This is a genomic window from Paracoccus sp. (in: a-proteobacteria) (genome assembly GCF_030538755.1).
GTDB lineage: Bacteria > Pseudomonadota > Alphaproteobacteria > Rhodobacterales > Rhodobacteraceae > Paracoccus.
This window is the reverse complement of the sequence record NZ_JAUNTJ010000001.1, coordinates 65,995-86,996: the sequence shown is the minus strand read 5'-3', so window position 1 is coordinate 86,996 and position 21,002 is coordinate 65,995. Positions and strand designations below refer to the sequence as shown.

Below are 21,002 nucleotides of genomic sequence, written 5' to 3'. Positions count from 1 at the left end.
TATGGGAAAGCCCGCCCCGACGCCCTAGATAGCAAGCGGATAATCATAAGGAACGCCTATGCCCCGCATCGAAATCTATGCCACCGCCACCTGCCCCTATTGCAACGCAGCCAAGGCGCTGCTGACGAAAAAGGGCGCCAGCTTTGAAAATATCGACGTGGGCGCACAGCCCGAATTGCGGGCCAAAATGACGCAGCGCGCGGGCGGTCGCCGCACCGTGCCGCAGATCTTCATCGACGGCAAACACATCGGCGGCAGCGACGATCTGCACGCGCTGGACCGTGACGGAAAACTGGACCCGCTGCTGAACGCCTGAACCTGACGCAGCGTCAGCAGATGTGCGGCTTGCCCCGGCGCGCGGCTCGGGCCAGTCTGGGCAAATCGCTTTTGTTCCAGACAGATGAGACCGCATGACACCCTTGGCCCCCGTGCGCATCGGCCTGATCCAGATGACCGCCAGCGACGATCCGCAGGCGCATCTGGGTCAGACGCTGGCGATGATCGAACAGGCCGCAAAGCAAGGGGCGGCGCTGATTCTGACGCCCGAGGTGACGAATTTCATCACCCCCGACCGCGCCCGGCAAACCGCGCTGGCGCAAACCGAATCAGATGACCTCACGCTGGCCGCGCTGCGGCAGGCGGCGGCGCGGTACGGGGTCTGGCTGTTGATCGGATCGCTGGCGCTGCGCCCCGATCCGCCCGCCCCCGGCGATGATCGTCTGGTGAACCGCAGCCTGCTGATCGCCCCCGATGGCGCCATCGCGGCGCGCTATGACAAGATCCATATGTTCGACGTGGATATTTCCGACACCGAACAGTTCCGCGAAAGCGCCGCCTTTCGCCCCGGCGATCACGCCGTTCTGGCCGATGGGCCGCTGAAAATCGGCATGAGCATCTGCTATGATCTGCGCTTTCCGCAGCTGTTCCGGCAATTGGCGCAGGCCGGGGCCGACATCCTGACGGTGCCATCCGCCTTCAACCCCACCACCGGCGCGGCGCATTGGGAAACGCTGCTGCGTGCCCGCGCCATCGAAACCGGCTGTTTCGTGCTGGCCCCGGCGCAATGCGGCAACCACCCCGCCCCGCACTCACCCGACCGGAGGCCCCGGCACAGCTATGGCCACAGCCTTGTGGTGGACCCGTGGGGCAAGGTGCTGGCCGATGGCGGCACCGCGCCGGGCGTCGTCATGGCCGATCTGAACCTGGAAACCATCACCATGGCGCGCACACGCGTGCCCTCGATCCGCCACGACCGCGCCTTTGGCCCGGTCTGAGCCTGCAAGTTTCACCCATGGACCACATGCCGCCCACACGGCCCCCCCCCGAACAGCAACCCGAGCGGCTGGCCGCCAGCCTGTTTTCGGAACTGCTCATCGCCGACCAACTGTCGCGGGCGCTGATTTCGCGCATGTTGCCGCGCGGGATGCAATTGTCGCATTTCTCGGTGCTGAACCTGCTGGCGCATGTCAACGAAGAGCGCACCCCCGCCGAACTGGCCGAATCGTTCCACGTCACCCGCGGCGCGATGACGAACACCTTGGCGCGGCTGGAATGGGCCGGCCACGTCCACATCCGCCCCGATTGGGAGGATGCGCGCCGCAAATTCGTCTCGATCAGCCCGGCGGGCCGGGCCGCGCGCGATGCGGCGGTCGCGGCCTTCATGCCGCTGATTAGCGATCTGGTCCGCGACATCGGCGCCGAGCGGGTCCGCCTTGCCCTGCCCGTCCTGCGCGAATTGCGCAAGCGGCTGGAGAGTCAGGGCTAACCCGCCGAACCCACCTAACCCACCGAACCCGCGTCGGGGCGCAGGCCCATGTCCCAGAAACCGGCCTCCAGCCGGGTCGCGGTGCGGAACCTGTCGCACAGCATCGGCCAGCGCGGGCTGGATTGCGGGTCAGGCCCCAGCCGCCGTTCGGCGGCCGCGTCGATCAGCGCCCCCACCGACTGGCACAGGCCCTGATAATCGCCGCCGCCATAGGTCCTGATCCAGTCGGCATAGCGATCATCATGCGGCCCGGCCAGCAGCCGCGCGCCAATATCGCCATAGCCCAGCACGCAAGGGGCCAGCGCCGCCAGCAGGTCCAGAAAATCGCCGGAATGGCCCGCATCCAGCACATAGCGGGTATAGGCCAGATTCTCGATCCTTTCGTCCACAGCGGCCAGATCGGTTTCGGAGATACCCGCCTCGGCGCAGATGCCGATATGCAGCGGCAGTTCCAGATGCAGCAGCGCATGAACCGTGGCGGCACAGTGTCGCATCTCGTCGATGGTGTCGGCCTTGGTCACGGCCAAGGCCCATGCGCGGGAAAAATGGATCAGAAACAGGTAATCCTGCGCCAGATAATGCAGAAAAGCCGCGCGCGGCAGCGCCCCCTCGGCCAGTTCGCGGACAAAGCGGTGCCGGGTGTAATCATCCCACAACGCCCCGGCATCCGCGCGCCACAGGGCGAAAACCTTGCCATAATCAGCCATCCCGTTTCCCTTTCATGTCAGGGCGCGCGCCGCCATCAGATAGTTCACCGACAGATCGCGCGGCGACAGGTGGAACGACCAGCGCAGCGGGTTAAAGACGACGCCGTGCCGGTCCACCACCTGCCCGCCGCCCTGCCCGATCATCGCCGCCAGTTCATCGGGGGTGATGAAGCGGTGCCATTCATGCGTGCCGCGCGGCAGCCAGCGCATCACCCATTCCGCGCCGATGATGGCGGCGGCGAAACTTTGCGGGGTGCGGTTCAGCGTGGACATGACCAGCAGCCCGCCCGGTTTCAGCAGCGACAGGCAGGTGGCGACGAAATCCGCCGGACCATCGACATGCTCGACGATTTCCAGCGCCATCACCACGTCAAAGCGTTCCCCGTCCGCCGCCAGCGATTCCGCCGTCGTGGCGCGATAGTCGATCGCCAGCCCCTGTTGCCGGGCATGAGCCTGCGCGACGGCGATGTTCCCCTCGGCCGCGTCGGCCCCGGTGACATCGGCCCCCAGACGCGCCAGCGGTTCGGCCATCAGCCCGCCGCCGCAGCCGATGTCCAGCACCCGCAGCCCGGCAAAGGGCTGCGCGCCGCTGCGGTCGCGGGCGAATTCGGTGGCAATCTGGCGCACGACGTAATCCAGCCGCACCGGGTTCATCAGGTGCAGCGGACGGAACTTGCCCTTTTCATCCCACCATTCGGCGGCCATCGCCTCGAACTTGGAAACTTCGCTGCTGTCGATGCTGGTCGGGCGGGGGGCGGTCATGTCGGCTCCTGCTTGGCGGGATCATGCCTTGGCCTTATACTTGGCGGATGGACAGATTGGCAGAACAAATCGCCGCAGCACCGGCACAGCTTTATCCCGCAGCCGAGCCGTTCGATCGCCGCATGATCGAGCGGGGCGACGGCCACTTTATCTATGTCGAACAATGCGGCCGCCCCGATGGCCAGCCGGTGATCGTGCTGCATGGCGGGCCGGGGGGCGGGTGCAGCCCGTTCATGCGGCGGTTTTTCGACCCGGCGCATTACCGCGTCGTGCTGTTCGACCAGCGTGGCTGCGGGCGGTCGCAGCCCCATGCCTCGGTTCAGGCGAACACCACCGCGCATCTGATCGGCGACGTGGCGGCGATCCGGGCCGAACTGGGCATCGGCCCGGCGATCCTGTTCGGCGGCAGTTGGGGCGCCACGCTGGCGCTGGCCGTGGCGCAGGCCGACCCGGATGCGGTGACGGCGCTGGTGCTGCGCGGCGTGTTCATGGCCCGGCGGCACGAGCTGGACTGGTTCTATGGCGGCGGCGCGGGGCGGTTTTTCCCCGATCTGTGGGCACAGTTCTGCGCGCCGATCCCGCCTAAGGAACACGGCGACCTGATCGCCGCCTATCACCGCCGCCTGTTCTGCGGCGATCCGGTGATCGAAACCCGCCACGCCGTGCCATGGCTGGTCTGGGAAAACGCGCTGGCCGGGCTGGAGGCCAGCAGCAGCGCACAGGTGCCCGGCGATTACGCCCGCGCCTTTGCCCGGCTGGAAAACCACTATTTCGCCAACGACTGTTTTCTGGACGAAGGCCAGTTGCTGCGCGACCGCCACCGGATCGAGCATCTGCCCTGCGTCATCGTGCAGGGCCGCTATGATATGGTCTGCCCGCCGCAAACGGCATGGGAACTGGCCCAGGGCTGGGCGCGCTGCGACCTGCGGATGATCCCCGCCAGCGGCCACGCCCTGTCCGAGCCGCGAATCGCCGCCGCCCTTGTGCGGGCAATGGACGGGCTGCGCGGCTGATCCCTTTAGGCATGGAAACCCGAAATGACATTTCTGATCTTGCTGATCGCCTGTGGTGCCGCTGCGGCAACCGGGGCGCTGTTTCCGCCCGGTGCCTGGTATGACGCGCTGCAAAAGCCGTGGTTCACCCCGCCCGGCTGGGCGTTTCCGGTGGTCTGGGCCACGCTATATGTGCTGATGGCCGCCGCCGGCGCGCGGCTGGCGCATTTGCCCGGCGCGGGGCTGGTCATGGCGCTGTGGGCGGCGCAGATCGCGCTGAATACGCTGTGGACTCCGGTCTTTTTCGGCGCGCATCGGATGGGGATGGGCATGGCGGTGATTGCGCTGCTGTGGCTGGTGGTGGCGACGCTGAGCCTGCTGGCGCTGCGGCTGGACCGGCTGGCCGGGGCAATGCTGCTGCCCTATCTGCTGTGGCTGTCGGTCGCAGCGGCGCTGAATTTCAGCATCTGGCAGAACAACCCCGGCGCAGGGGCATAAGCGCGCCCCCTTGCGTTTCGGGGCCATCGCCGCTATATGGCGGTTAACAGCGGCGCGGGGGTCCACACCCTGCCCCACCGGATGCAGGATGCGGGCCGCTTGAAGGCCCGTTTTTCATTTCCGAAAGGATCACATGTCCAACGATCTGATCGCCAAGACCGCCATCGACCGCAGGCTGGCCGAAATCATCAGCCCGGTGATCGAGGATATGGGGTTCGAACTGGTGCGCATCCGCCTGCAAGGCGGCAAGACCGCGACCTTGCAGATCATGGCCGACCGCCCCGACGGCGGCATCAATGTCGATGACTGCGCCGATATTTCCGTCGCCGTCAGCGCCACGCTGGACGTGGAAGACCCGCTTGAGGATGCCTACCACCTTGAGGTCTCCAGCCCCGGCATCGACCGCCCTCTGACCCGGATGAAGGATTTCGAAACCTTCGAAGGCTATGAGGTCAAGATCGAAACCAGCCAGCCCATCGACGGGCGCAAACGCTTCAAGGGCGTGCTGGCCGGGACCGAGGGCGAGGAAGTGTTGCTGAACATCGAAGAAGGCACCATCGGGCTGCATTTCGACTGGCTGTCGGATGCGAAACTGGTGCTGACCGACGACCTGATCCGCGAAATGTTGCGCCAGAAGAAAGAAGCCGGGGTCGAGATCGGCAATCTCGACGAATCCGCCTTTGACGAGATCGAAACCGACGACAACGAAGGTGCCGACAGCACCGACACCAAGGAGTGAACAGGCATGGCGATCACCTCTGCCAACCAGCTTGAACTGTTGCAGACCGCCGAAGCGGTTGCCCGCGAAAAGATGATCGAACCGGAACTGGTCATCGAAGCGATGGAGGACAGTCTGGCCCGTGCCGCCAAGTCGCGTTACGGCGCGGAAATGGACATCCGGGTCAAGATCGACCGCAAGACCGGAAACGCCACCTTTACCCGCGTGCGCACCGTGGTCGAAGATGACGCGGTGGAAAATTATCAGGCCGAACTGACCGTCGAACAGGCCCGCCCCTATCTGGCCGATCCGCAGGTCGGCGACATCATCTCGGACGAGGTGCCGCCGGTCGAACTGGGCCGCATCGCCGCGCAATCCGCGAAACAGGTCATCCTGCAACGCGTCCGCGAGGCCGAGCGCGACCGCCAGTATGAAGAGTTCAGGGACCGCGCCGGCTCGATCATCAACGGCATCGTCAAGCGCGAGGAATACGGCAACATCATCGTTGACGTGGGCCGGGGCGAGGCGATCCTGCGCCGCAACGAAAAGATCGGCCGCGAAAGCTATCGCCCGAACGACCGCATCCGCGCCTATGTCAAGGATGTGCGCCGCGAAACCCGTGGCCCGCAGATCTTCCTGTCGCGCACCGATCCGCAGTTCATGGCCGAACTGTTCAAGATGGAAGTGCCGGAAATCTATGACGGCGTGATCGAAATCAAGGCCGTGGCCCGCGACCCCGGTTCGCGCGCCAAGATCGCCGTCATTTCCTATGACAACAGCATCGACCCGGTGGGGGCCTGCGTCGGTATGCGCGGCTCGCGCGTGCAGGCGGTTGTCGGCGAATTGCAGGGCGAAAAGATCGACATCATCCCGTGGTCGGAAGATCAGGCCACCTTCCTTGTGAACGCGCTGCAACCGGCCGAGGTCAGCAAGGTCGTGTTCGACGAGGACGCGACCCGGATCGAGGTCGTCGTGCCCGACGAACAGCTTTCGCTGGCCATCGGCCGCCGCGGGCAGAACGTGCGTCTGGCCAGCCAGTTGACCGGGCTGGACATCGACATCCTGACCGAGGAAGAAGAATCCAAGCGGCGTCAGGCCGAATTCAACGCCCGCACCAAGCTGTTCATGGATCAGCTTGATCTGGACGAATTCTTTGCCCAGCTTCTGGTGGCCGAAGGCTTTACCAATCTGGAAGAGGTCGCCTATGTCGAAATCGACGAGCTGCTGTCGATCGAAGGCGTTGACGAAGACACCGCCGGCGAATTGCAGGCCCGCGCCCGCGACGTGCTCGAGGCCGCCAACCGCGCCGCGCTGGAAAATGCCCGCGCCCTGGGTGCCGAGGACAGCCTGGTTGAATTTGAGGGGCTGACACCCCAAATGGTCGAGGCACTGGCCAAGGATGGCGTGAAAACGCTGGAAGATTTCGCCACCTGCGCCGATTGGGAACTGGCGGGCGGCTGGACTACGGTGGACGGCGCGCGCGTCAAGGATGACGGCCTGCTGGAACCCTTCAACGTGTCGCTGGAAGATGCGCAGAATCTGGTGATGACCGCGCGCGTCATGCTGGGCTGGGTCGATCCGGCCGAGCTTGAGGCCGCCGCCGGGGCCGGGGACGACGCCGAACCCGAGGCCAGCGAAGCGGAGGCCGGGGCGTAAGTCCCGGACCCGCCGATGACCCGCGGGGGGCGCGACAAGGACCGCGATCAGCCGGAACGGCGCTGCATCGCGACGGGCGAAAGCCAGCCCAAACACGGGCTGGTCCGCTTTGTCGCAGCACCCGACGGAACGGTGGTGGCGGATCTGGCCGAAAAGCTGCCGGGCCGTGGCATGTGGGTTGCCGCCGACCGCGCGGCGATTGAAAAGGCGGCGGCAAAGGGGCTGTTTTCCCGTGCCGCGCGCACGCCGCTGCGGGCGCCCGACGATCTGGCCGATCAGGTCGAATCCGGGCTGGCGCGGCGGGTCGTGGATCTGGTCTCGCTGGCGCGCAAGGCGGGCAATGCGGTGGCCGGGTTCGAAAAGGTAAAAGGCTGGCTGGCCGAGGGCCGGGCAAAGGTTCTGCTGCAAGCCAGCGACGGGTCGGACAGGGGCAAGGGCAAGCTGTGGACGCCAACGGGCGGACGCTGGTTCGGCTGCCTGACGGCCTCAGAATTGGGTTTGTCCTTTGGGCGCGATCATGTCATACACGGCGCGCTTGCGCCGGGTGGGTTGACCGACAAAGTGATACGGGATGCGGGCAGACTGACGGGTCTGCGCGGGCATGACGGCGGTTCGTCCGCCGAGAAGGAATGATGACGAATGAGCGATAAAGACGGCAAGAAACCTCTGGGTCTGGGCGGCGGGCGTCCCGGCCAGGTCAAGCAAAGCTTTTCCCACGGCCGCACGAAAAGCGTCGTCGTCGAGACCAAGCGCAAGCGCGTTGTGGTGCCCAAGGCGGGTGCGGGCGCCACGGGTGACAAACCGCGCGTAACACCCGAATCCGCCGCCGCCGCTGTGGCCGCATCCTCGCGCCGCCCCGCCGGTCTGTCCGAGGCCGAAATGGAGCGCCGCCTGCGCGCCCTTGCCGCCGCCAAGGCGCGCGAGGAAGAAGAAACCGCGCAACGCGCCGCCGAGGAAAAGGCCCGCGAAGAAGAACGCGAACGCCGCCGGGCCGAAATCGAGGCCAAGGAACGCGAAGACCGCGAACGCGAAGAAGCCCTGCGCGCCAAAGAAGAAGAAGACGCCCGCCGCACCCGCGAGGCCGCCGAAGCCGCCGAGGCGGAAAAAGCCGCCCGCGCCGCCGCCCGCCGCGACGAAACGACCGCGCGTGCAGGCGCAGCGGCTGGGGCCGGTGCCGGTGCTGCTGCGCGCACGCCGCGCAAACCGGCTTCGCCCGCCGGGCAGACGCCGCAGGACCGCGCCGCCGCCGAGGCCGCAGCCGCCCGCGCCGAAACCAAGGGCGTCAGCGCCACCGGCCCGCGCCGCTCCAGCCCCGGTTCCGACCGCGACCGCAACGACCGCGATGCGCGCGGCAAGACCGCCGGCCGCGACGAAAACCGCCGCGCCGGGAAACTGTCGCTGAATCAGGCTCTGGAAGGCGGCGAGGGCGGGCGCCAGCGTTCGCTGGCCGCGATGAAGCGCAAGCAGGAAAAAGCCCGGCAAAAGGCCATGGGCGGCGCGATGCGCGCGGAAAAACAGGCCCGCGACGTGCAGCTGCCGGAAACCATCGTCGTCAGCGAACTGGCCAACCGGATGGCCGAACGCGCCGCCGATGTGGTCAAGGCACTGATGAAAATGGGCATGATGGTCACCGCCAACCAGACCATCGACGCCGACACCGCCGAACTGGTGATCGACGAATTCGGCCATAACGCCGTGCGCGTGTCGGATGCCGATGTCGAACAGGTCATCGACACGGTGGAAGACAAGACCGAAGACCTGCAATCGCGCCCGCCGATCATCACGATCATGGGCCACGTCGACCACGGCAAGACCAGCCTTCTGGACGCGATCCGCAAGGCGAACGTCGTCTCGGGCGAGGCGGGCGGCATCACCCAGCACATCGGCGCCTATCAGGTGACGACGGAATCGGGTGCGGTGCTGACCTTCCTCGACACGCCGGGCCACGCCGCGTTCACCTCGATGCGGGCGCGCGGGGCGCAGGTCACGGATATCGTGGTGCTGGTCGTCGCCGCCGATGACGCGGTGATGCCGCAGACGGTCGAGGCGATCAACCACGCCAAAGCCGCCAAGGTGCCGATGATCGTCGCCATCAACAAGGTGGACAAGCCGCAGGCCGACCCGCAAAAAGTGCGCACCGATCTGTTGCAGCATGAAGTCGTGGTCGAGGCCATGTCGGGCGAGGTGCAGGATGTCGAGGTATCGGCCAAGACCGGCCTCGGCCTGGACAACCTGCTGGAAGCCATCGCCCTGCAAGCGGAAATCCTTGAGCTTAAGGCCAACCCGAAACGCGCCGCGCAAGGTGCCGTGATCGAGGCGCAGCTTGACGTGGGCCGCGGTCCGGTGGCCACGGTTCTGGTGCAGAACGGCACGCTGAAACGCGGCGACATCTTTGTCGTCGGCGAACAGTGGGGCAAGGTCCGCGCCCTGATTAACGACAAGGGCGAACGCGTGGACGAAGCCGCGCCATCCGTCCCGGTCGAGGTTCTGGGCCTGAACGGCACGCCCGAGGCCGGCGACGTGCTGAACGTCGTCGATACCGAGGCCCATGCCCGCGAAATCGCCGATTACCGGATGCAGGCCGCCAAGGACAAACGCGCCGCCGCCGGTGCCGCGATCACGCTGGATCAGATGCTGGCCAAGGCCAAGGCGGATGAAAACGTCGCCGAACTGCCCGTGGTGGTCAAAGCCGATGTGCAGGGTTCTGCCGAAGCCATCGTTCAGGCGCTGGAAAAGGTCGGCAACGACGAAGTGCGCGTCCGCGTGCTGCATTACGGCGTCGGCGCGATCACCGAATCCGACATCGGTCTGGCCGAGGCCAGCCGCGCGCCGGTGATCGGGTTCAACGTGCGGGCGAACGCCCCGGCGCGCAATGCCGCCAACCAGAAAGGGGTCGAGATCCGCTATTACTCGATCATCTATGATCTGGTGGATGACATCAAAGCCGCCGCCTCGGGCCTGCTGTCCGCCGAAGTGCGTGAAAACTTTATCGGCTATGCCGAGATCAAGGAAACCTTCCGCGTGTCGGGCGTCGGCACCGTGGCGGGCTGTCTTGTCACCGAAGGCGTGGCGCGCCGTTCCGCCGGTGTCCGCCTGCTGCGCGACAACGTGGTGATCCACGAAGGCACGCTGAAAACGCTGAAACGCTTCAAGGACGAGGTCAAAGAGGTGCAGTCCGGTCAGGAATGCGGCATGGCCTTTGAAAACTATGACGATATTCGCAAGGGCGACGTCATCGAAATCTTTGAGCGCGAGGAAGTCGAGCGCAAGCTGTAACCGGCGCGCTTTACCCAAACATGAAACGGGGCGCCTTGGGCGCCCCGTTTCAGTTTATATGCGAACTGTCGTGTGTGTGTGCGATCGACAAGACTTGGGGTGCGCCCTGCCCTGATGGTGGGTCAGTTGACGGGCCGCCCTTCGAATGTTCTGGCGCCAACACGCACGACGATGTTCCCGTTCGAGGTGTTACGCTCATACATGCCTTGAACAAACACGCAGCTTCCGATGATGATCGTGCGGATCATGGTCCAGTCTCTCCTCCTCAAGAGAATTCAACCTTAACACGACACAAACTAACTTTTGGTTAAAAAGTTAACGTTTTTGACAAGATTATGACGGAAGGCCGGGCGGTCAAAAAATCTGTTGCCTTAAAGCCACAGTCTAATTGCTGGAATCAGCGGAATATCGGCAGGCGGCATGGGATAATCGCCTAATTTTTCAGCACGAACCCAGGCAAGTTCCTGCCCCTCGCGCGGATGAGCGATTCCCTGCCAGCGGCGGCAGGCGAACAGCGGCATCAGCAGGTGGAAATCGTCATAGCTGTGGCTGGCAAAGGTCAGCGGGGCCAGACAGGAATCCCAGGTCTCGATCCCCAGTTCTTCGTTCAGCTCGCGAATCAGGGCGGTTTCCGGGGTCTCGCCGGGTTCGACCTTGCCGCCCGGAAATTCCCACAGGCCCGCCATCGACTTGCCCTCGGGGCGGCGTGCCAGCAGCACGCGCCCCTCGGGGTCGATCAGCAGGACGGCGGCGACCAGAACCGTCTTCATGATCGGTAATCGGCGTTGATGTCGATATAGCCGTGGGTCAGATCGCAGGTCCACACCGTGCGGCGGGCCTGCCCCATGCCCAGATCGACGGCGATCACCAGTTCCTGCCGCTTCATATAGTCGCTGGCCGCGGCCTCGTCATAGGTCGGGGCGCGCCAGCCGTTTTCGGCCAGCACCATATCGCCAAAGCGGATCGTCAGCTTGTCGCGGTCGGCCTTGGCCCCCGATTTGCCGACGGCCATCACGATGCGGCCCCAGTTGGCGTCCTGCCCGGCGATGGCGGTTTTCACCAGCGGCGAATTGGCGATGGCCATGGCGACGCGGTTGGCATCATCGGCCGAGGCCGCGCCGGTCACATCGACCTGCACGAATTTCGTCGCCCCCTCGCCATCGCGGACGACCTGCTTTGCCAGATCCAGCATCACCCCGTTCAGCGCGGCGGCAAATTCGCGCGCGGCCTTGCTGCGCAGATCGGTGATCGGCGCGGCCCTGGATTGCCCCGTCGCCGCCAGAATCAGCGCATCCGAGGTGGATGTGTCGCTGTCCACCGTGATCGCGTTGAAGGTGTCATCCACCTGACGCGACAGGATTTTTTGCAGCAGATCGGGCGCAATCGCGGCATCGGTGAAGATATAGACCAGCATCGTCGCCATATCCGGTGCCACCATGCCCGAACCCTTGGCGATGCCCGCAATCTGGATCGGGCCGCCGTCAGCCTCGATCCGGGTCGCGGCACCTTTGGGGAAGGTGTCGGTGGTCATGATCGCCTTGGCCGCATCTGCCGCGCCCTGCGCCTTCAGCCCCTTGGCCAGATCGCCGATCACCGCCACGATCTGCTCATGCGGCAGCGGCTCGCCGATCACGCCGGTGGATGACGAAAACACCCGCTGCGCCGGAATCTTCAGCGCCTTGGCCACCGCGCCCGTGACCGCATCGACCGATTCCTGCCCGCGCGCGCCGGTAAAGGCGTTGGCATTGCCGGAATTAACGATGATCGCCGCGCCTGCCGTGCTGTCCTGCTTGCCGCGCAGCTTGGCCTGATTGTCCAGCACGCAGGCCGCCCGCGTGGACGACCGCGTGAACACCCCCGCGACCGAGGCCCCCGGCGCGATGCGGATCAGCGTCACATCGGTGCGGCCCTTGTATTTCACGCCCGCCGCCGCACTGGCGAATTCGACGCCGGCGATAACCGGCAGGTCGGGAAAGGCGGCGGGGGCCAGCGGCGACACGGCCTTGGCGGCCTTGGCCGCCGGGGCGGCATCCTTGGCCTTGGCTTTACCCTTACCCTTATCCTTGGCTTTGGCGGCTTTGCCCTTGCCCGATTTCAGCTTGTCCGCCTTTGCCTTGCTTTCGGCTTTGGCGGCTTTCTTTTTCTTCTTGTCGTCGTCTTTGGCCATGGCTGTGATCCCGGTTTATTTCACGTCGAGAAATTCGGTGTTGTTAATCAGCGAAGGGGTCAGCCCTTCGGTCCTGTCAACGGCGGCTTCTGAAACGATGCGCTGCACCTCGGCATCGACCTTTTCGCGCCGCAGTTGTGCGACCAGTTGCGGGCGGATCTGGTCCAGCTTGGGGGCTTCGGCCAGACGGGTGTCATCCAGCCGGATCACATGCCAGCCGAAATCCGATTGCACCGGGTCGGAAATCTGGTCTTTTTGCAGCGACTTCACCGCCTCGGCAAAGGGCGCGACCATCTGATCGGCGCTGAACCAGCCCAGTTCGCCGTCATTGGCACCGCTGGCCGGGTCTTGCGACCGTTCGCGCGCGAGTTGACCGAAATCGGCGCCATCGGCCAGTTGGCGGCGGATGTCCTGCGCCTCGGCCTCGGTTTCCACCAGAATATGCGCGGCGGAATATTGCGTCATCGGCGCGGCCTCGCCGAACATGCTCTGATAGGCGGCGGTGATGTCGGCGTCGCCGATCTCGACCCCGGCGACCTTTTCCAGCGCGGCAGATGCCAGATAGGCGCGGCGTTCCAGTTCCAGCCGCGCCTTGTCGCGGGCGGTCATGCCGCTTTCGCCCAGCTGCGCCACGGCGGTGGTGCGGATCAGCTGGTCCAGCATCAGATCCCACAGCGCCTGATCGGGCAGGTTGGCGGCGGCCTGATCGTGCAGCCCCTGTTTCATCGCGATCATCTGCCCCAGCGTGATCGGCGTGTCATTGACGGTGGCGACCACGGTATCGGCGTCCTGCGCAATTGCGGGCGCGGCCAGCATCGTGGTCACGGCTGTGGTCACGGCAAGGGCGGCGGACAGGCGGAAAAGACGCATCGGAATTCCTTTGTTTCCCAGACGAACCCGCATCCCGGCGGGGGCCTGACGTTGACAGTCGGGCGGGGCAAGCCTACATCCGGCGCAACCCGAAAAGGCGCGCCCGCCGCTTTTCGTTCACGCCCTGAATACGGCAGGATCAAGGGTGCGGGCAAGTGGCCCCCCGGCCCCGCGCGCCATTGATGAACGCGAAGGTGAAATGCTAGGTGCATTGGCAAGAAAGATCTTTGGCACGCCCAATGATCGCAAGGTAAAATCGGCCCGCCCTCTGGTCGCCAAGATCAACGCGCTTGAGGACGAGGCCAAGGCCCGTTCGGACGAGGGGCTGATCGAAAAGACCCGCGAATTGCAGCAGCGCGCGCAATCGGGTGAATCGCTGGACGCCCTGCTGCCCGAGGCATTCGCCAACTGCCGCGAGGGTGCCCGCCGCGCCCTTGGCCTGCGCGCCTTCGATACGCAGCTGATGGGCGGCATCTTTCTGCATCAGGGCAATATCGCCGAAATGAAAACCGGCGAGGGCAAAACCCTTGTCGCCACCTTCCCCGCCTATCTGAACGCGCTGACCGGCAAGGGCGTGCATGTCGTCACCGTCAACGACTATCTGGCGAAACGCGACGCCGAATGGATGGGCAAGGTCTTTGCCCAGCTTGGCATGACCACCGGCGTCGTGGTGCCCTTTCAGCCCGAACCGGAAAAGCGTCAGGCCTATGCCGCCGATGTGACCTATGCCACCAACAACGAACTGGGCTTTGATTATCTGCGCGATAACATGAAGGCCAGCATCGAGGAAATGGTCCAGCGCGGCCATAACTTCGCCATCGTGGACGAGGTGGACAGCATCCTCATCGACGAGGCGCGCACGCCGCTGATTATTTCCGGCCCCTCGCAGGACCGCAGCGAACTGTATCGCGCCGTTGACGGCTTTATCCCGCAACTGGACGACGCGCATTTCACCATCGACGAAAAGACCCGCAACGCCACCTTCACCGAAGAAGGCAACGAGGCCGTCGAACAGATGCTGGCCGCCGCGGGTATCCTGCCGCAGGGGCAGACGCTCTATGACCCGGAATCGACCACCATCGTCCACCACATCAGCCAGGCCCTGCGCGCGCACAAGCTGTTCCACCGCGACCAGAACTATATCGTCCGCGACGGCGAAATCGTGCTGATCGACGAATTCACCGGCCGGATGATGAAGGGCCGCCGCCTGTCCGACGGTCTGCATCAGGCGATCGAGGCCAAGGAAAACGTCGCCATCCAGCCCGAAAACGTGACGCTGGCCAGCGTGACGTTCCAGAACTATTTCCGCCTTTACAACACCTTGTCCGGCATGACCGGGACAGCCGCGACCGAGGCCGAGGAATTCGCCGAGATTTATAAACTCGGCGTGGTCGAGGTGCCGACGAACCGCCCGATCCAGCGCCTTGACGAACATGACCGCGTGTATCGCACCGCCGATGAAAAATACGCCGCCGTGGTCGAGGCCATCAAAGAGGCGAACGCCAAGGGCCAGCCGATCCTTGTCGGCACCACCAGCATCGAAAAATCGGAAATGCTGTCCGGCATCCTGACCCGCGAAGGCATCGCCCATAACGTCCTGAACGCCCGCCAGCACGAGGCCGAGGCCCAGATCGTCGCCGACGCGGGCAAGCCCGGCGCGGTGACGATCGCCACCAACATGGCCGGTCGCGGCACCGATATTCAGCTTGGCGGCAATGTCGATATGAAGGTGATGCAGGCGCTTGCCGCCGATCCCGACGCCAACCCCGACGACCTGCGCGCCCGGATCGAGGCGGAACACGCCACCGACAAACAGCGCGTGCTGGACGCCGGCGGCTTGTTCGTTCTGGCCACCGAACGCCACGAATCGCGCCGCATCGACAACCAGTTGCGCGGCCGCTCGGGCCGTCAGGGCGACCCCGGCCGCTCGCTGTTCTTCCTGTCGCTGGAAGACGATCTGATGCGCATCTTCGGATCGGAACGGCTGGAAAAGGTGCTGTCCACCCTGGGCATGAAAGAGGGCGAGGCCATCGTTCACCCCTGGGTCAACAAATCGCTGGAACGCGCGCAGGCCAAGGTCGAGGCACGCAACTTTGACATCCGCAAACAGTTGCTGAAATTCGACGACGTGATGAACGACCAGCGCAAGGCGATCTTCAGCCAGCGTCTGGAAATCATGGAAACCGACGAGCTGGGCGAAATCGCCACCGACATGCGCCATCAGGTCATCGACGATCTGATCGCCCGGTATATGCCGCCCAAAAGCTATCCCGAACAATGGGATAACGACGGGCTGACCGCCGCCCTGCGCGACAATGTGAACATGAACCTGCCGGTGGCCGAATGGGCCGCCGAAGAGGGCACCGATCAGGAAATCATCACCGAGCGCGTGAAAGAGGCGACCGACGCCTATATGGCCGACAAAACCGCGCAATTCGGCGAAGAAACCATGCGGCAGGTCGAAAAGCAGATCCTGTTGCAGATGATCGACCAGAAATGGCGCGAACATCTGGTGACGCTGGAACATCTGCGCTCGGTCGTGGGCTTTCGCGGCTATGCGCAGCGCGACCCGCTGTCGGAATACAAGACCGAGGCGTTCCAGCTGTTCGAATCGCTGCTGGATGGCCTGCGCGGCGATGTGACGAAACAACTGTCCCTGATCCGCCCCCTGACCGAGGAGGAACGTCAGGCGATGATGCGCCAGTTCGCGGAACAACAGACCGCGCAGCAGGCCGGCCAGCACGCCGACCACGCCGAGGCCGAAGGCGGCGCCGCATCCGCCCACGCCCCCGGCTTTGACGAAAACGACCCGGCCACATGGGGCAACCCGTCACGCAACGACCCCTGCCCCTGCGGCTCGGGCAACAAGTTCAAACATTGCCACGGGGCCTTGTAAGCCCGCCCCCAGGAACCGAAATCAGCCCCCGCCTGCCGGGGGCTTTTTCATGCCCCGTTCATCCCCCGCGCCCGCGCCCGCGCCCCGGCCTGTGATCGCATGATCGGCAACCCGGCAAGGCCGTTTTTCAGCCGCAGCATGTCCCATGGCAGATGTTCGGTTATCGCCAGCCCGACCATATCCGCCGCCTCACCCACATCTTGCAGCAGGCGCATGACCTGTTCCAACCGCATCCTGCCCTGCTCGACCCCTTGGAACGCATCGGCAGAGGCATCGGGCCGGTTGAACAAAAGCGGCGAAAAATGCGCCGGGTCCAGCACATCCAGATCCAGATGCACCGCAAGATGCGTGATCCCCTCGGCCCTGATCCAGTCCAGCACCGGCCCGCTGGTCCCGGCAAGGGCCGCAGGCGGAATATGCCGCAGCCCCAATTGCGCCAGAATCGGGCCTTCGGCATCGTTCCAACCCTGCATTCCGGCGATCATCACCCGGCGAGGGTCCAGCTTTTCCGGCACCTCCGCCACAAAATCCGCATCCCCCCGGCCCAGCAGCATGGCCAGCACATGCGCATGAGCGTGGGAAAACTCGGCCGCGCTCATGACATCGGGATGCGCATCCAGCCACAGCACGCCCAGCCCATCGCCATAGCGACGCCGCAACCACGCCATCGGGGCCAGATCGACCAGACAATCGCCCCCCAGCGTCACGATCCGGTCCGGCTGATGCCGCCCGATCGCACCCCCCGCGGCCCGCGCCTGTGCCAGCAAGGCATCGCGCCACTTGATCCCCCGGTCAATCGGCGCCGCACCCCCATCCGCCCCGGCAACCGCAATGGTTTCCTCTGGCCCATGATGCGGCGGCGCCAGCCAGCGCAACAACTCGGCCCCGAAACGATAGGCCGGCTCATCGCCGCCCTGCCATTGCGGCATGTTCAGCCTCAACACCGTCGAACTCATCAGAGATCCCCCTTCAGAAAACAGAACAAACCCAAGACAGGCCCGGCCACCCCACAGCCCCACGCAACGCCCGCAACCTGTGTACAGCCTGTGTACAAGCTGTGCACACCCGGTGCACAGGCTGTGCCGCACAAAACCCGGCAAATGCTGGCCACACCGCAAATCCCCCGTTGCGCCGGACTGCACGCAACGCCCGCCCCCGTTGCGCCACCCCACCGCTTCCTGTTTGCCCAAATACGCACCTTGGGGCGCGGCCTAGCCCAACCGCTCGGGCAGTTCCCATCCGCGCAGCAAATCGCCCGCCGCCATCGGCTTTTTCCCGGCCCGCTGCGCCTCCAGCACCTCGACCGCGCCATCGCCGCAAGCCACGGTAAAGCCGCCCAGAACCTGCCCCGGCGCCCCCGCCGCATCGGCCAGACGCGACCGCAACAGCTTGACCCGCTCGCCCGCGATGTCACACCACGCCCCCGGAAAAGCCGACAAGCCCCTGATCTGGCGATCAATTTCAACCGCAGACCGGCTCCAGTCCACCCGCGCCTCGGATTTGTCGATCTTGGCGGCATAGGTCACGCCCACATCCGCCTGCACCCGCGCCGGCAGCGGCAAACGGCTCAGAGTATCCACCACCAGCACCGCCCCCATCGCGGCCAGCCGGTCATGCAGATCGGCAGTGGTTTCCTCGGGACCGATGGGACAACGCGCCTCGGCCAGCACCGGGCCGGTATCCAGCCCGGCCTCCATCTGCATGATGGCGACGCCGGTTTCCGCATCCCCCGCCATCACCGCCCGATGAATCGGCGCCGCCCCGCGCCAACGCGGCAAAAGGCTGGCGTGAATGTTCACGCAACCCAGCCCCGGCGCATCCAGCACCGGCTGCGGCAGGATCAGCCCATAGGCCACAACCACCGCCACATCCGCATTGAGTGCAGCAAATTCAGCCTGCTGCACAGGATCGCGCAACCGCTGCGGAGTGCGCACCGGCAGGCCCAAAGCCTCGGCTGCGGCGTGAACCGGGGATGGCCGCGGCTTTTGCCCGCGTCCGGCGGCACGCGGCGGCTGTGAATAGACCGCGACCACCTGATGCCCGGCATCCACAATCGACTTCAACGCCGGAACCGAAAAATCCGGGGTTCCCATAAAGATCACACGCATCGCACCCTCCTGCTGATTGTGCGGGGCCTGTCATAGCCCGGCCTGCGGCGGCGATGCAAATGCCCCGACCAGCGCCTCGGCCTGCGCGGTGGCGGCGGCATTGAACCGCAAGGGCGACAGAACCGAGCGGCTGCGCTGGTCAAACCCGTGATCCGCCCCCGCCAGCACATGCACCTCCAGCGGCAAGCCCTGCCCGGCCATCTCGCGGCAGGCGTCGGGGTCAACGATGCGGTCATCCCCGGCCAGAATCATCAGCCCACGCAGGCCCGGCGGCCAGTCACCGCCCGCACGGCTGGCAAAGCCGCAATAGGGATACAGCAGCACCAGACGGCTGATCCGCGCCGCCAGTTGCGCGGGCGGTTCGGGCCAGGCGCTCAGCCCCGGCGGCGGGTCGTCACCAGCCAGTTGCGCCATCAGCTCCATCGCGGTCCACCCCCCGTGCGAGGCGCCCAACACAATCACGTCATCGCCACGCAGCCCCATGCCGTCCAGCGCCGCCAGCGCCACGGCCAGATCGCCCGCCCGCTCGCCCCCGGTCAGCACCTGCCCGGCGCAGACCGCGCGCCACGCCTGCCGCCGGTCCAGCCCACGCGGGCGGTGGCTGTTGACGATCAGCGCCGCCCGGCCCTGCGCGGCAAAGAACCGCGCCCATCGGTCCATATTGTCCTGCACCCCGTCACAGCCCGACAACAGCACCGCCGCGGGCCACGGCCCCGGCCCCTCGGGGCGCAGCAGCCGCCAGGCGGGGGCCAACTCGGCCAGCCGCTCGTCCGGCGCTTCCTCCAGCGGCACCCAGCCCGCCACATTGCGCCCGGTGTTCAGCACCAGCGCCGCAAGGATCAGCGCCACAACCGCCGCCAGCCGCAGGATCAACCGCCGGGTGCGCATCCGATCACCTCTTGCCCGCAAATCGCCCGCAAGCGGGCGGCGCGGTCCTCGCTCCACCCTTCGGGGGCGCTGACGGCGGCCCATGCGGCGATATAGTCATGGGCGTGATAATCATGGCCAAAGCCGGGCGGCGGCACCTTGCTCAGCATCATGTCCAGCCCCAGTTGCAATTGCGTGACGATGGGCACGAAATCCAGCAAGGGCGACACATCCGGCGCGGGCGGTTCGCGCATCCAGCGCGGCGCGCGCCAGGCCGAGGTCGCATCAAAGAACACGATCGGATCGCTGGCATATTGCAGAAACAGGATGCGCGTCCGCCCCCAGGGCCGCCCCGAGCGGTCCGGCGCGGCATATTGGCTGGCAAAGCGCACCAGATCGCCCTCGCCCACCTCGGGCAACACATGGCGCGAACCAGGGTTGCGCGCCGCCACCGCCTGCCGCCACAATTGCGACGGAAACGGCGGCCCGGCCCACAGCGCGCCGTCAACGGGATCGTTCATCATCTGAAACACATTGAACGCATTCATGGATGACCACGCCCCCAGCGAAATCCCCGCCATATACAGCCGGGGCCGGGTGGCGGGGTCCATCGCCCGCCAGCGGTCATGGATCAGCCGCATCAGCGCATTGGCCTGCTCCAGCCCGGCGTCAGTCTCAAAGATCAGTGCCAGCGGGCTTTGCAGATAGGAATACTGCACCGCCACCGTGGCAATATCGCCATCATGCATATAATCCAGCGGATCATGCCCGGCAGGGTCCAGCCAGCCGGTGCCGGTCGGGCTGGCCACCACCAGAACCTTGCGCCCGAACGCCCCCAACCGCTCCATCTCGGCCAGGGCGATGGCGGCGCGGCGCTGCGGATCGGGGTCTTGCGCCAGCCCGACATAGATGCGCAAGGGATCGCGCGCCGGACGCCCGGTCACCGCCGAAATCGCCGCCGCATCGGCCCCCGACAGCACGAAATCCCGCCCCGGCTTGCCCATCATCGCCCAGTCGATCAGCGATCCCGGCCCGCCCGCCCGCCAGCTTTCCTGCGGAGCGGGGGCGTCAGGGTCAGTCAACTGCTGAGCGGCGACAAAGCTGGCATCCGCCACCTCCAGCAGCCGGTTCACCACCCCGTCGCGGGTCACGATCACCACCATCTGCGCCGCCAGCAACAGCCCGATGACATTCGCCATCCGCACCGGGATATAGCGCGCCAGCCGCCGCCGCAGAATGTCAAACAGCCCCTGCACCAGCCAGCCGATCAGAAACAAAGCGGCAAAAACCGCCAGTGCCAGCACGCTCATCCAGACGATGCTGAACTCATCCGCAGGCGGCAAACCCACGCGCGACCGGATGTCGTCCTGCCATGCCCCCGCCCGCGCCAGACAAGCCACGACCAGCGCCATGACCGGCAGCGCCACCATCAGATGCCCGGCATCGGCGGCGCGCCCGCTCAGCACCGCAATCCCCAGAGACCGCCACATGGTCAGCAGCGCCTGCATGACCAGATAGCCCAGCCCCATCGACAACCCGGCCAACACCCCCTGCGTCAGCCAGTCGCGCGGCACCAGCGAAGGCGTCAGCGACAAGGCCGCCAACGACAGCCCGGCCAGCAAGGGCAGGATCGCAACACGGGGGCGGGACAATTGCAGGGGCATCACGGCTCGCTCTGGAAACGACCCTTCCCCTCTGCCTGTCATGGCGGCGGAATTCA

At 65.7% G+C, this 21,002-nt stretch carries 20 protein-coding genes; 10 read left to right on the top strand and 10 right to left on the bottom strand.

What is annotated here, in order from left to right; genetic code table 11:
* The first annotated feature begins 58 nt into the window (after window positions 1-58).
* The 3 genes from grxC (at window position 59) to Q4G14_RS00455 (ending at window position 1,765) form a co-directional block, all read left to right on the top strand.
* Window positions 59-316 (top strand): glutaredoxin 3, encoded by a 258-nt coding sequence (gene grxC, locus Q4G14_RS00465; protein ID WP_303359749.1) that lies wholly within the window; start codon window positions 59-61, stop codon window positions 314-316.
* Window positions 317-410: 94 nt separating this feature from the next.
* Window positions 411-1,274: a carbon-nitrogen hydrolase family protein gene (locus Q4G14_RS00460; protein WP_303359748.1), complete on the top strand. Its 864-nt coding sequence runs from the start codon at window positions 411-413 to the stop codon at window positions 1,272-1,274.
* Window positions 1,275-1,291: 17 nt separating this feature from the next.
* Complete coding sequence (locus Q4G14_RS00455; protein WP_303359747.1) at window positions 1,292-1,765, top strand: MarR family winged helix-turn-helix transcriptional regulator; 474 nt, start codon at window positions 1,292-1,294, stop codon at window positions 1,763-1,765.
* Between the two features lie 14 nt (window positions 1,766-1,779).
* Here the strand turns inward: Q4G14_RS00455 and Q4G14_RS00450 are convergent, their stop codons facing one another.
* Both Q4G14_RS00450 and ubiG read right to left on the bottom strand, forming a co-directional pair.
* Window positions 1,780-2,472 (bottom strand): TenA family protein, encoded by a 693-nt coding sequence (locus tag Q4G14_RS00450; RefSeq protein WP_303359746.1) that lies wholly within the window; start codon window positions 2,470-2,472, stop codon window positions 1,780-1,782.
* A 12-nt stretch (window positions 2,473-2,484) separates the two neighbouring features.
* A complete protein-coding gene (ubiG, locus tag Q4G14_RS00445; protein WP_303359745.1) occupies window positions 2,485-3,234 on the bottom strand; it encodes a bifunctional 2-polyprenyl-6-hydroxyphenol methylase/3-demethylubiquinol 3-O-methyltransferase UbiG in 750 nt (249 codons plus the stop codon).
* 47 nt (window positions 3,235-3,281) lie between these two features.
* On the opposite strand from ubiG, the gene pip reads away from it, so the two are divergent.
* The 6 genes from pip (at window position 3,282) to infB (ending at window position 10,374) form a co-directional block, all read left to right on the top strand.
* Window positions 3,282-4,247, top strand: coding sequence for a prolyl aminopeptidase (gene pip / locus Q4G14_RS00440; RefSeq protein ID WP_303359744.1), 966 nt, complete (start codon window positions 3,282-3,284; stop codon window positions 4,245-4,247).
* 24 nt (window positions 4,248-4,271) lie between these two features.
* The gene (locus tag Q4G14_RS00435) at window positions 4,272-4,724 is read left to right on the top strand and encodes a TspO/MBR family protein (protein ID WP_303359743.1); all 453 of its coding nucleotides are present in this window, start codon (window positions 4,272-4,274) and stop codon (window positions 4,722-4,724) included.
* 133 nt (window positions 4,725-4,857) lie between these two features.
* Window positions 4,858-5,463 carry a ribosome maturation factor RimP gene (gene rimP, locus Q4G14_RS00430; RefSeq protein ID WP_303359742.1) on the top strand — a complete coding sequence of 202 codons (606 nt, stop codon included), beginning with the start codon at window positions 4,858-4,860 and terminating at the stop codon, window positions 5,461-5,463.
* 6 nt (window positions 5,464-5,469) lie between these two features.
* Window positions 5,470-7,098: a transcription termination factor NusA gene (gene nusA / locus Q4G14_RS00425; RefSeq protein ID WP_303359741.1), complete on the top strand. Its 1,629-nt coding sequence runs from the start codon at window positions 5,470-5,472 to the stop codon at window positions 7,096-7,098.
* Window positions 7,099-7,113: 15 nt separating this feature from the next.
* Complete coding sequence (locus Q4G14_RS00420; RefSeq protein WP_303359740.1) at window positions 7,114-7,731, top strand: RNA-binding protein; 618 nt, start codon at window positions 7,114-7,116, stop codon at window positions 7,729-7,731.
* A gap of 6 nt (window positions 7,732-7,737) precedes the next feature.
* Window positions 7,738-10,374 carry a translation initiation factor IF-2 gene (infB, locus tag Q4G14_RS00415; RefSeq protein ID WP_303359739.1) on the top strand — a complete coding sequence of 879 codons (2,637 nt, stop codon included), beginning with the start codon at window positions 7,738-7,740 and terminating at the stop codon, window positions 10,372-10,374.
* Between the two features lie 122 nt (window positions 10,375-10,496).
* Here the strand turns inward: infB and Q4G14_RS00410 are convergent, their stop codons facing one another.
* From Q4G14_RS00410 to Q4G14_RS00395, 4 genes are all read right to left on the bottom strand, one after another.
* Entirely contained in the window at window positions 10,497-10,622 is a 126-nt protein-coding gene (locus tag Q4G14_RS00410; RefSeq protein ID WP_303359738.1) for a hypothetical protein, read from the bottom strand.
* A 123-nt stretch (window positions 10,623-10,745) separates the two neighbouring features.
* On the bottom strand, window positions 10,746-11,144 hold the full coding sequence (gene mutT / locus Q4G14_RS00405) for an 8-oxo-dGTP diphosphatase MutT (RefSeq protein WP_303359737.1): 399 nt from the start codon (window positions 11,142-11,144) through the stop codon (window positions 10,746-10,748).
* Entirely contained in the window at window positions 11,141-12,541 is a 1,401-nt protein-coding gene (gene argJ / locus Q4G14_RS00400; protein WP_303359736.1) for a bifunctional glutamate N-acetyltransferase/amino-acid acetyltransferase ArgJ, read from the bottom strand. Before argJ ends, mutT begins: the two co-directional genes overlap by 4 nt.
* Before the next feature lie 15 nt (window positions 12,542-12,556).
* Entirely contained in the window at window positions 12,557-13,411 is an 855-nt protein-coding gene (locus Q4G14_RS00395; protein ID WP_303359735.1) for a peptidylprolyl isomerase, read from the bottom strand.
* Between the two features lie 199 nt (window positions 13,412-13,610).
* Here Q4G14_RS00395 and secA point away from each other — a divergent pair, with 199 nt between their 5' ends.
* Entirely contained in the window at window positions 13,611-16,307 is a 2,697-nt protein-coding gene (secA, locus tag Q4G14_RS00390; RefSeq protein ID WP_303359734.1) for a preprotein translocase subunit SecA, read from the top strand.
* A gap of 47 nt (window positions 16,308-16,354) precedes the next feature.
* Here secA and Q4G14_RS00385 read toward each other — a convergent pair whose 3' ends face one another.
* From Q4G14_RS00385 to Q4G14_RS00370, 4 genes are all read right to left on the bottom strand, one after another.
* Entirely contained in the window at window positions 16,355-17,263 is a 909-nt protein-coding gene (locus tag Q4G14_RS00385) for an arginase family protein (protein ID WP_303359733.1), read from the bottom strand.
* Between the two features lie 255 nt (window positions 17,264-17,518).
* Window positions 17,519-18,415 carry a methionyl-tRNA formyltransferase gene (fmt, locus tag Q4G14_RS00380; RefSeq protein WP_303359732.1) on the bottom strand — a complete coding sequence of 299 codons (897 nt, stop codon included), beginning with the start codon at window positions 18,413-18,415 and terminating at the stop codon, window positions 17,519-17,521.
* A gap of 30 nt (window positions 18,416-18,445) precedes the next feature.
* Entirely contained in the window at window positions 18,446-19,303 is an 858-nt protein-coding gene (locus Q4G14_RS00375; protein WP_303359731.1) for a dienelactone hydrolase family protein, read from the bottom strand.
* Window positions 19,285-20,946, bottom strand: coding sequence for an alpha/beta-hydrolase family protein (locus Q4G14_RS00370; RefSeq protein ID WP_303359730.1), 1,662 nt, complete (start codon window positions 20,944-20,946; stop codon window positions 19,285-19,287). The genes Q4G14_RS00375 and Q4G14_RS00370 overlap by 19 nt, the downstream gene beginning before the upstream one ends.
* Window positions 20,947-21,002: the final 56 nt, after the last annotated feature.

Coding starts and splice junctions, on each gene's coding strand:
- grxC (WP_303359749.1), top strand. CDS start 59: ATGCCCCGCATCGAAATCTATGCCACCGCCACCTGCCCCTATTGCAAC.
- Q4G14_RS00460 (WP_303359748.1), top strand. CDS start 411: ATGACACCCTTGGCCCCCGTGCGCATCGGCCTGATCCAGATGACCGCC.
- Q4G14_RS00455 (WP_303359747.1), top strand. CDS start 1,292: ATGGACCACATGCCGCCCACACGGCCCCCCCCCGAACAGCAACCCGAG.
- Q4G14_RS00450 (WP_303359746.1), bottom strand. CDS start 2,472: ATGGCTGATTATGGCAAGGTTTTCGCCCTGTGGCGCGCGGATGCCGGG.
- ubiG (WP_303359745.1), bottom strand. CDS start 3,234: ATGACCGCCCCCCGCCCGACCAGCATCGACAGCAGCGAAGTTTCCAAG.
- pip (WP_303359744.1), top strand. CDS start 3,282: ATGGACAGATTGGCAGAACAAATCGCCGCAGCACCGGCACAGCTTTAT.
- Q4G14_RS00435 (WP_303359743.1), top strand. CDS start 4,272: ATGACATTTCTGATCTTGCTGATCGCCTGTGGTGCCGCTGCGGCAACC.
- rimP (WP_303359742.1), top strand. CDS start 4,858: ATGTCCAACGATCTGATCGCCAAGACCGCCATCGACCGCAGGCTGGCC.
- nusA (WP_303359741.1), top strand. CDS start 5,470: ATGGCGATCACCTCTGCCAACCAGCTTGAACTGTTGCAGACCGCCGAA.
- Q4G14_RS00420 (WP_303359740.1), top strand. CDS start 7,114: ATGACCCGCGGGGGGCGCGACAAGGACCGCGATCAGCCGGAACGGCGC.
- infB (WP_303359739.1), top strand. CDS start 7,738: ATGAGCGATAAAGACGGCAAGAAACCTCTGGGTCTGGGCGGCGGGCGT.
- Q4G14_RS00410 (WP_303359738.1), bottom strand. CDS start 10,622: ATGATCCGCACGATCATCATCGGAAGCTGCGTGTTTGTTCAAGGCATG.
- mutT (WP_303359737.1), bottom strand. CDS start 11,144: ATGAAGACGGTTCTGGTCGCCGCCGTCCTGCTGATCGACCCCGAGGGG.
- argJ (WP_303359736.1), bottom strand. CDS start 12,541: ATGGCCAAAGACGACGACAAGAAGAAAAAGAAAGCCGCCAAAGCCGAA.
- Q4G14_RS00395 (WP_303359735.1), bottom strand. CDS start 13,411: ATGCGTCTTTTCCGCCTGTCCGCCGCCCTTGCCGTGACCACAGCCGTG.
- secA (WP_303359734.1), top strand. CDS start 13,611: ATGCTAGGTGCATTGGCAAGAAAGATCTTTGGCACGCCCAATGATCGC.
- Q4G14_RS00385 (WP_303359733.1), bottom strand. CDS start 17,263: ATGAGTTCGACGGTGTTGAGGCTGAACATGCCGCAATGGCAGGGCGGC.
- fmt (WP_303359732.1), bottom strand. CDS start 18,415: ATGCGTGTGATCTTTATGGGAACCCCGGATTTTTCGGTTCCGGCGTTG.
- Q4G14_RS00375 (WP_303359731.1), bottom strand. CDS start 19,303: ATGCGCACCCGGCGGTTGATCCTGCGGCTGGCGGCGGTTGTGGCGCTG.
- Q4G14_RS00370 (WP_303359730.1), bottom strand. CDS start 20,946: ATGCCCCTGCAATTGTCCCGCCCCCGTGTTGCGATCCTGCCCTTGCTG.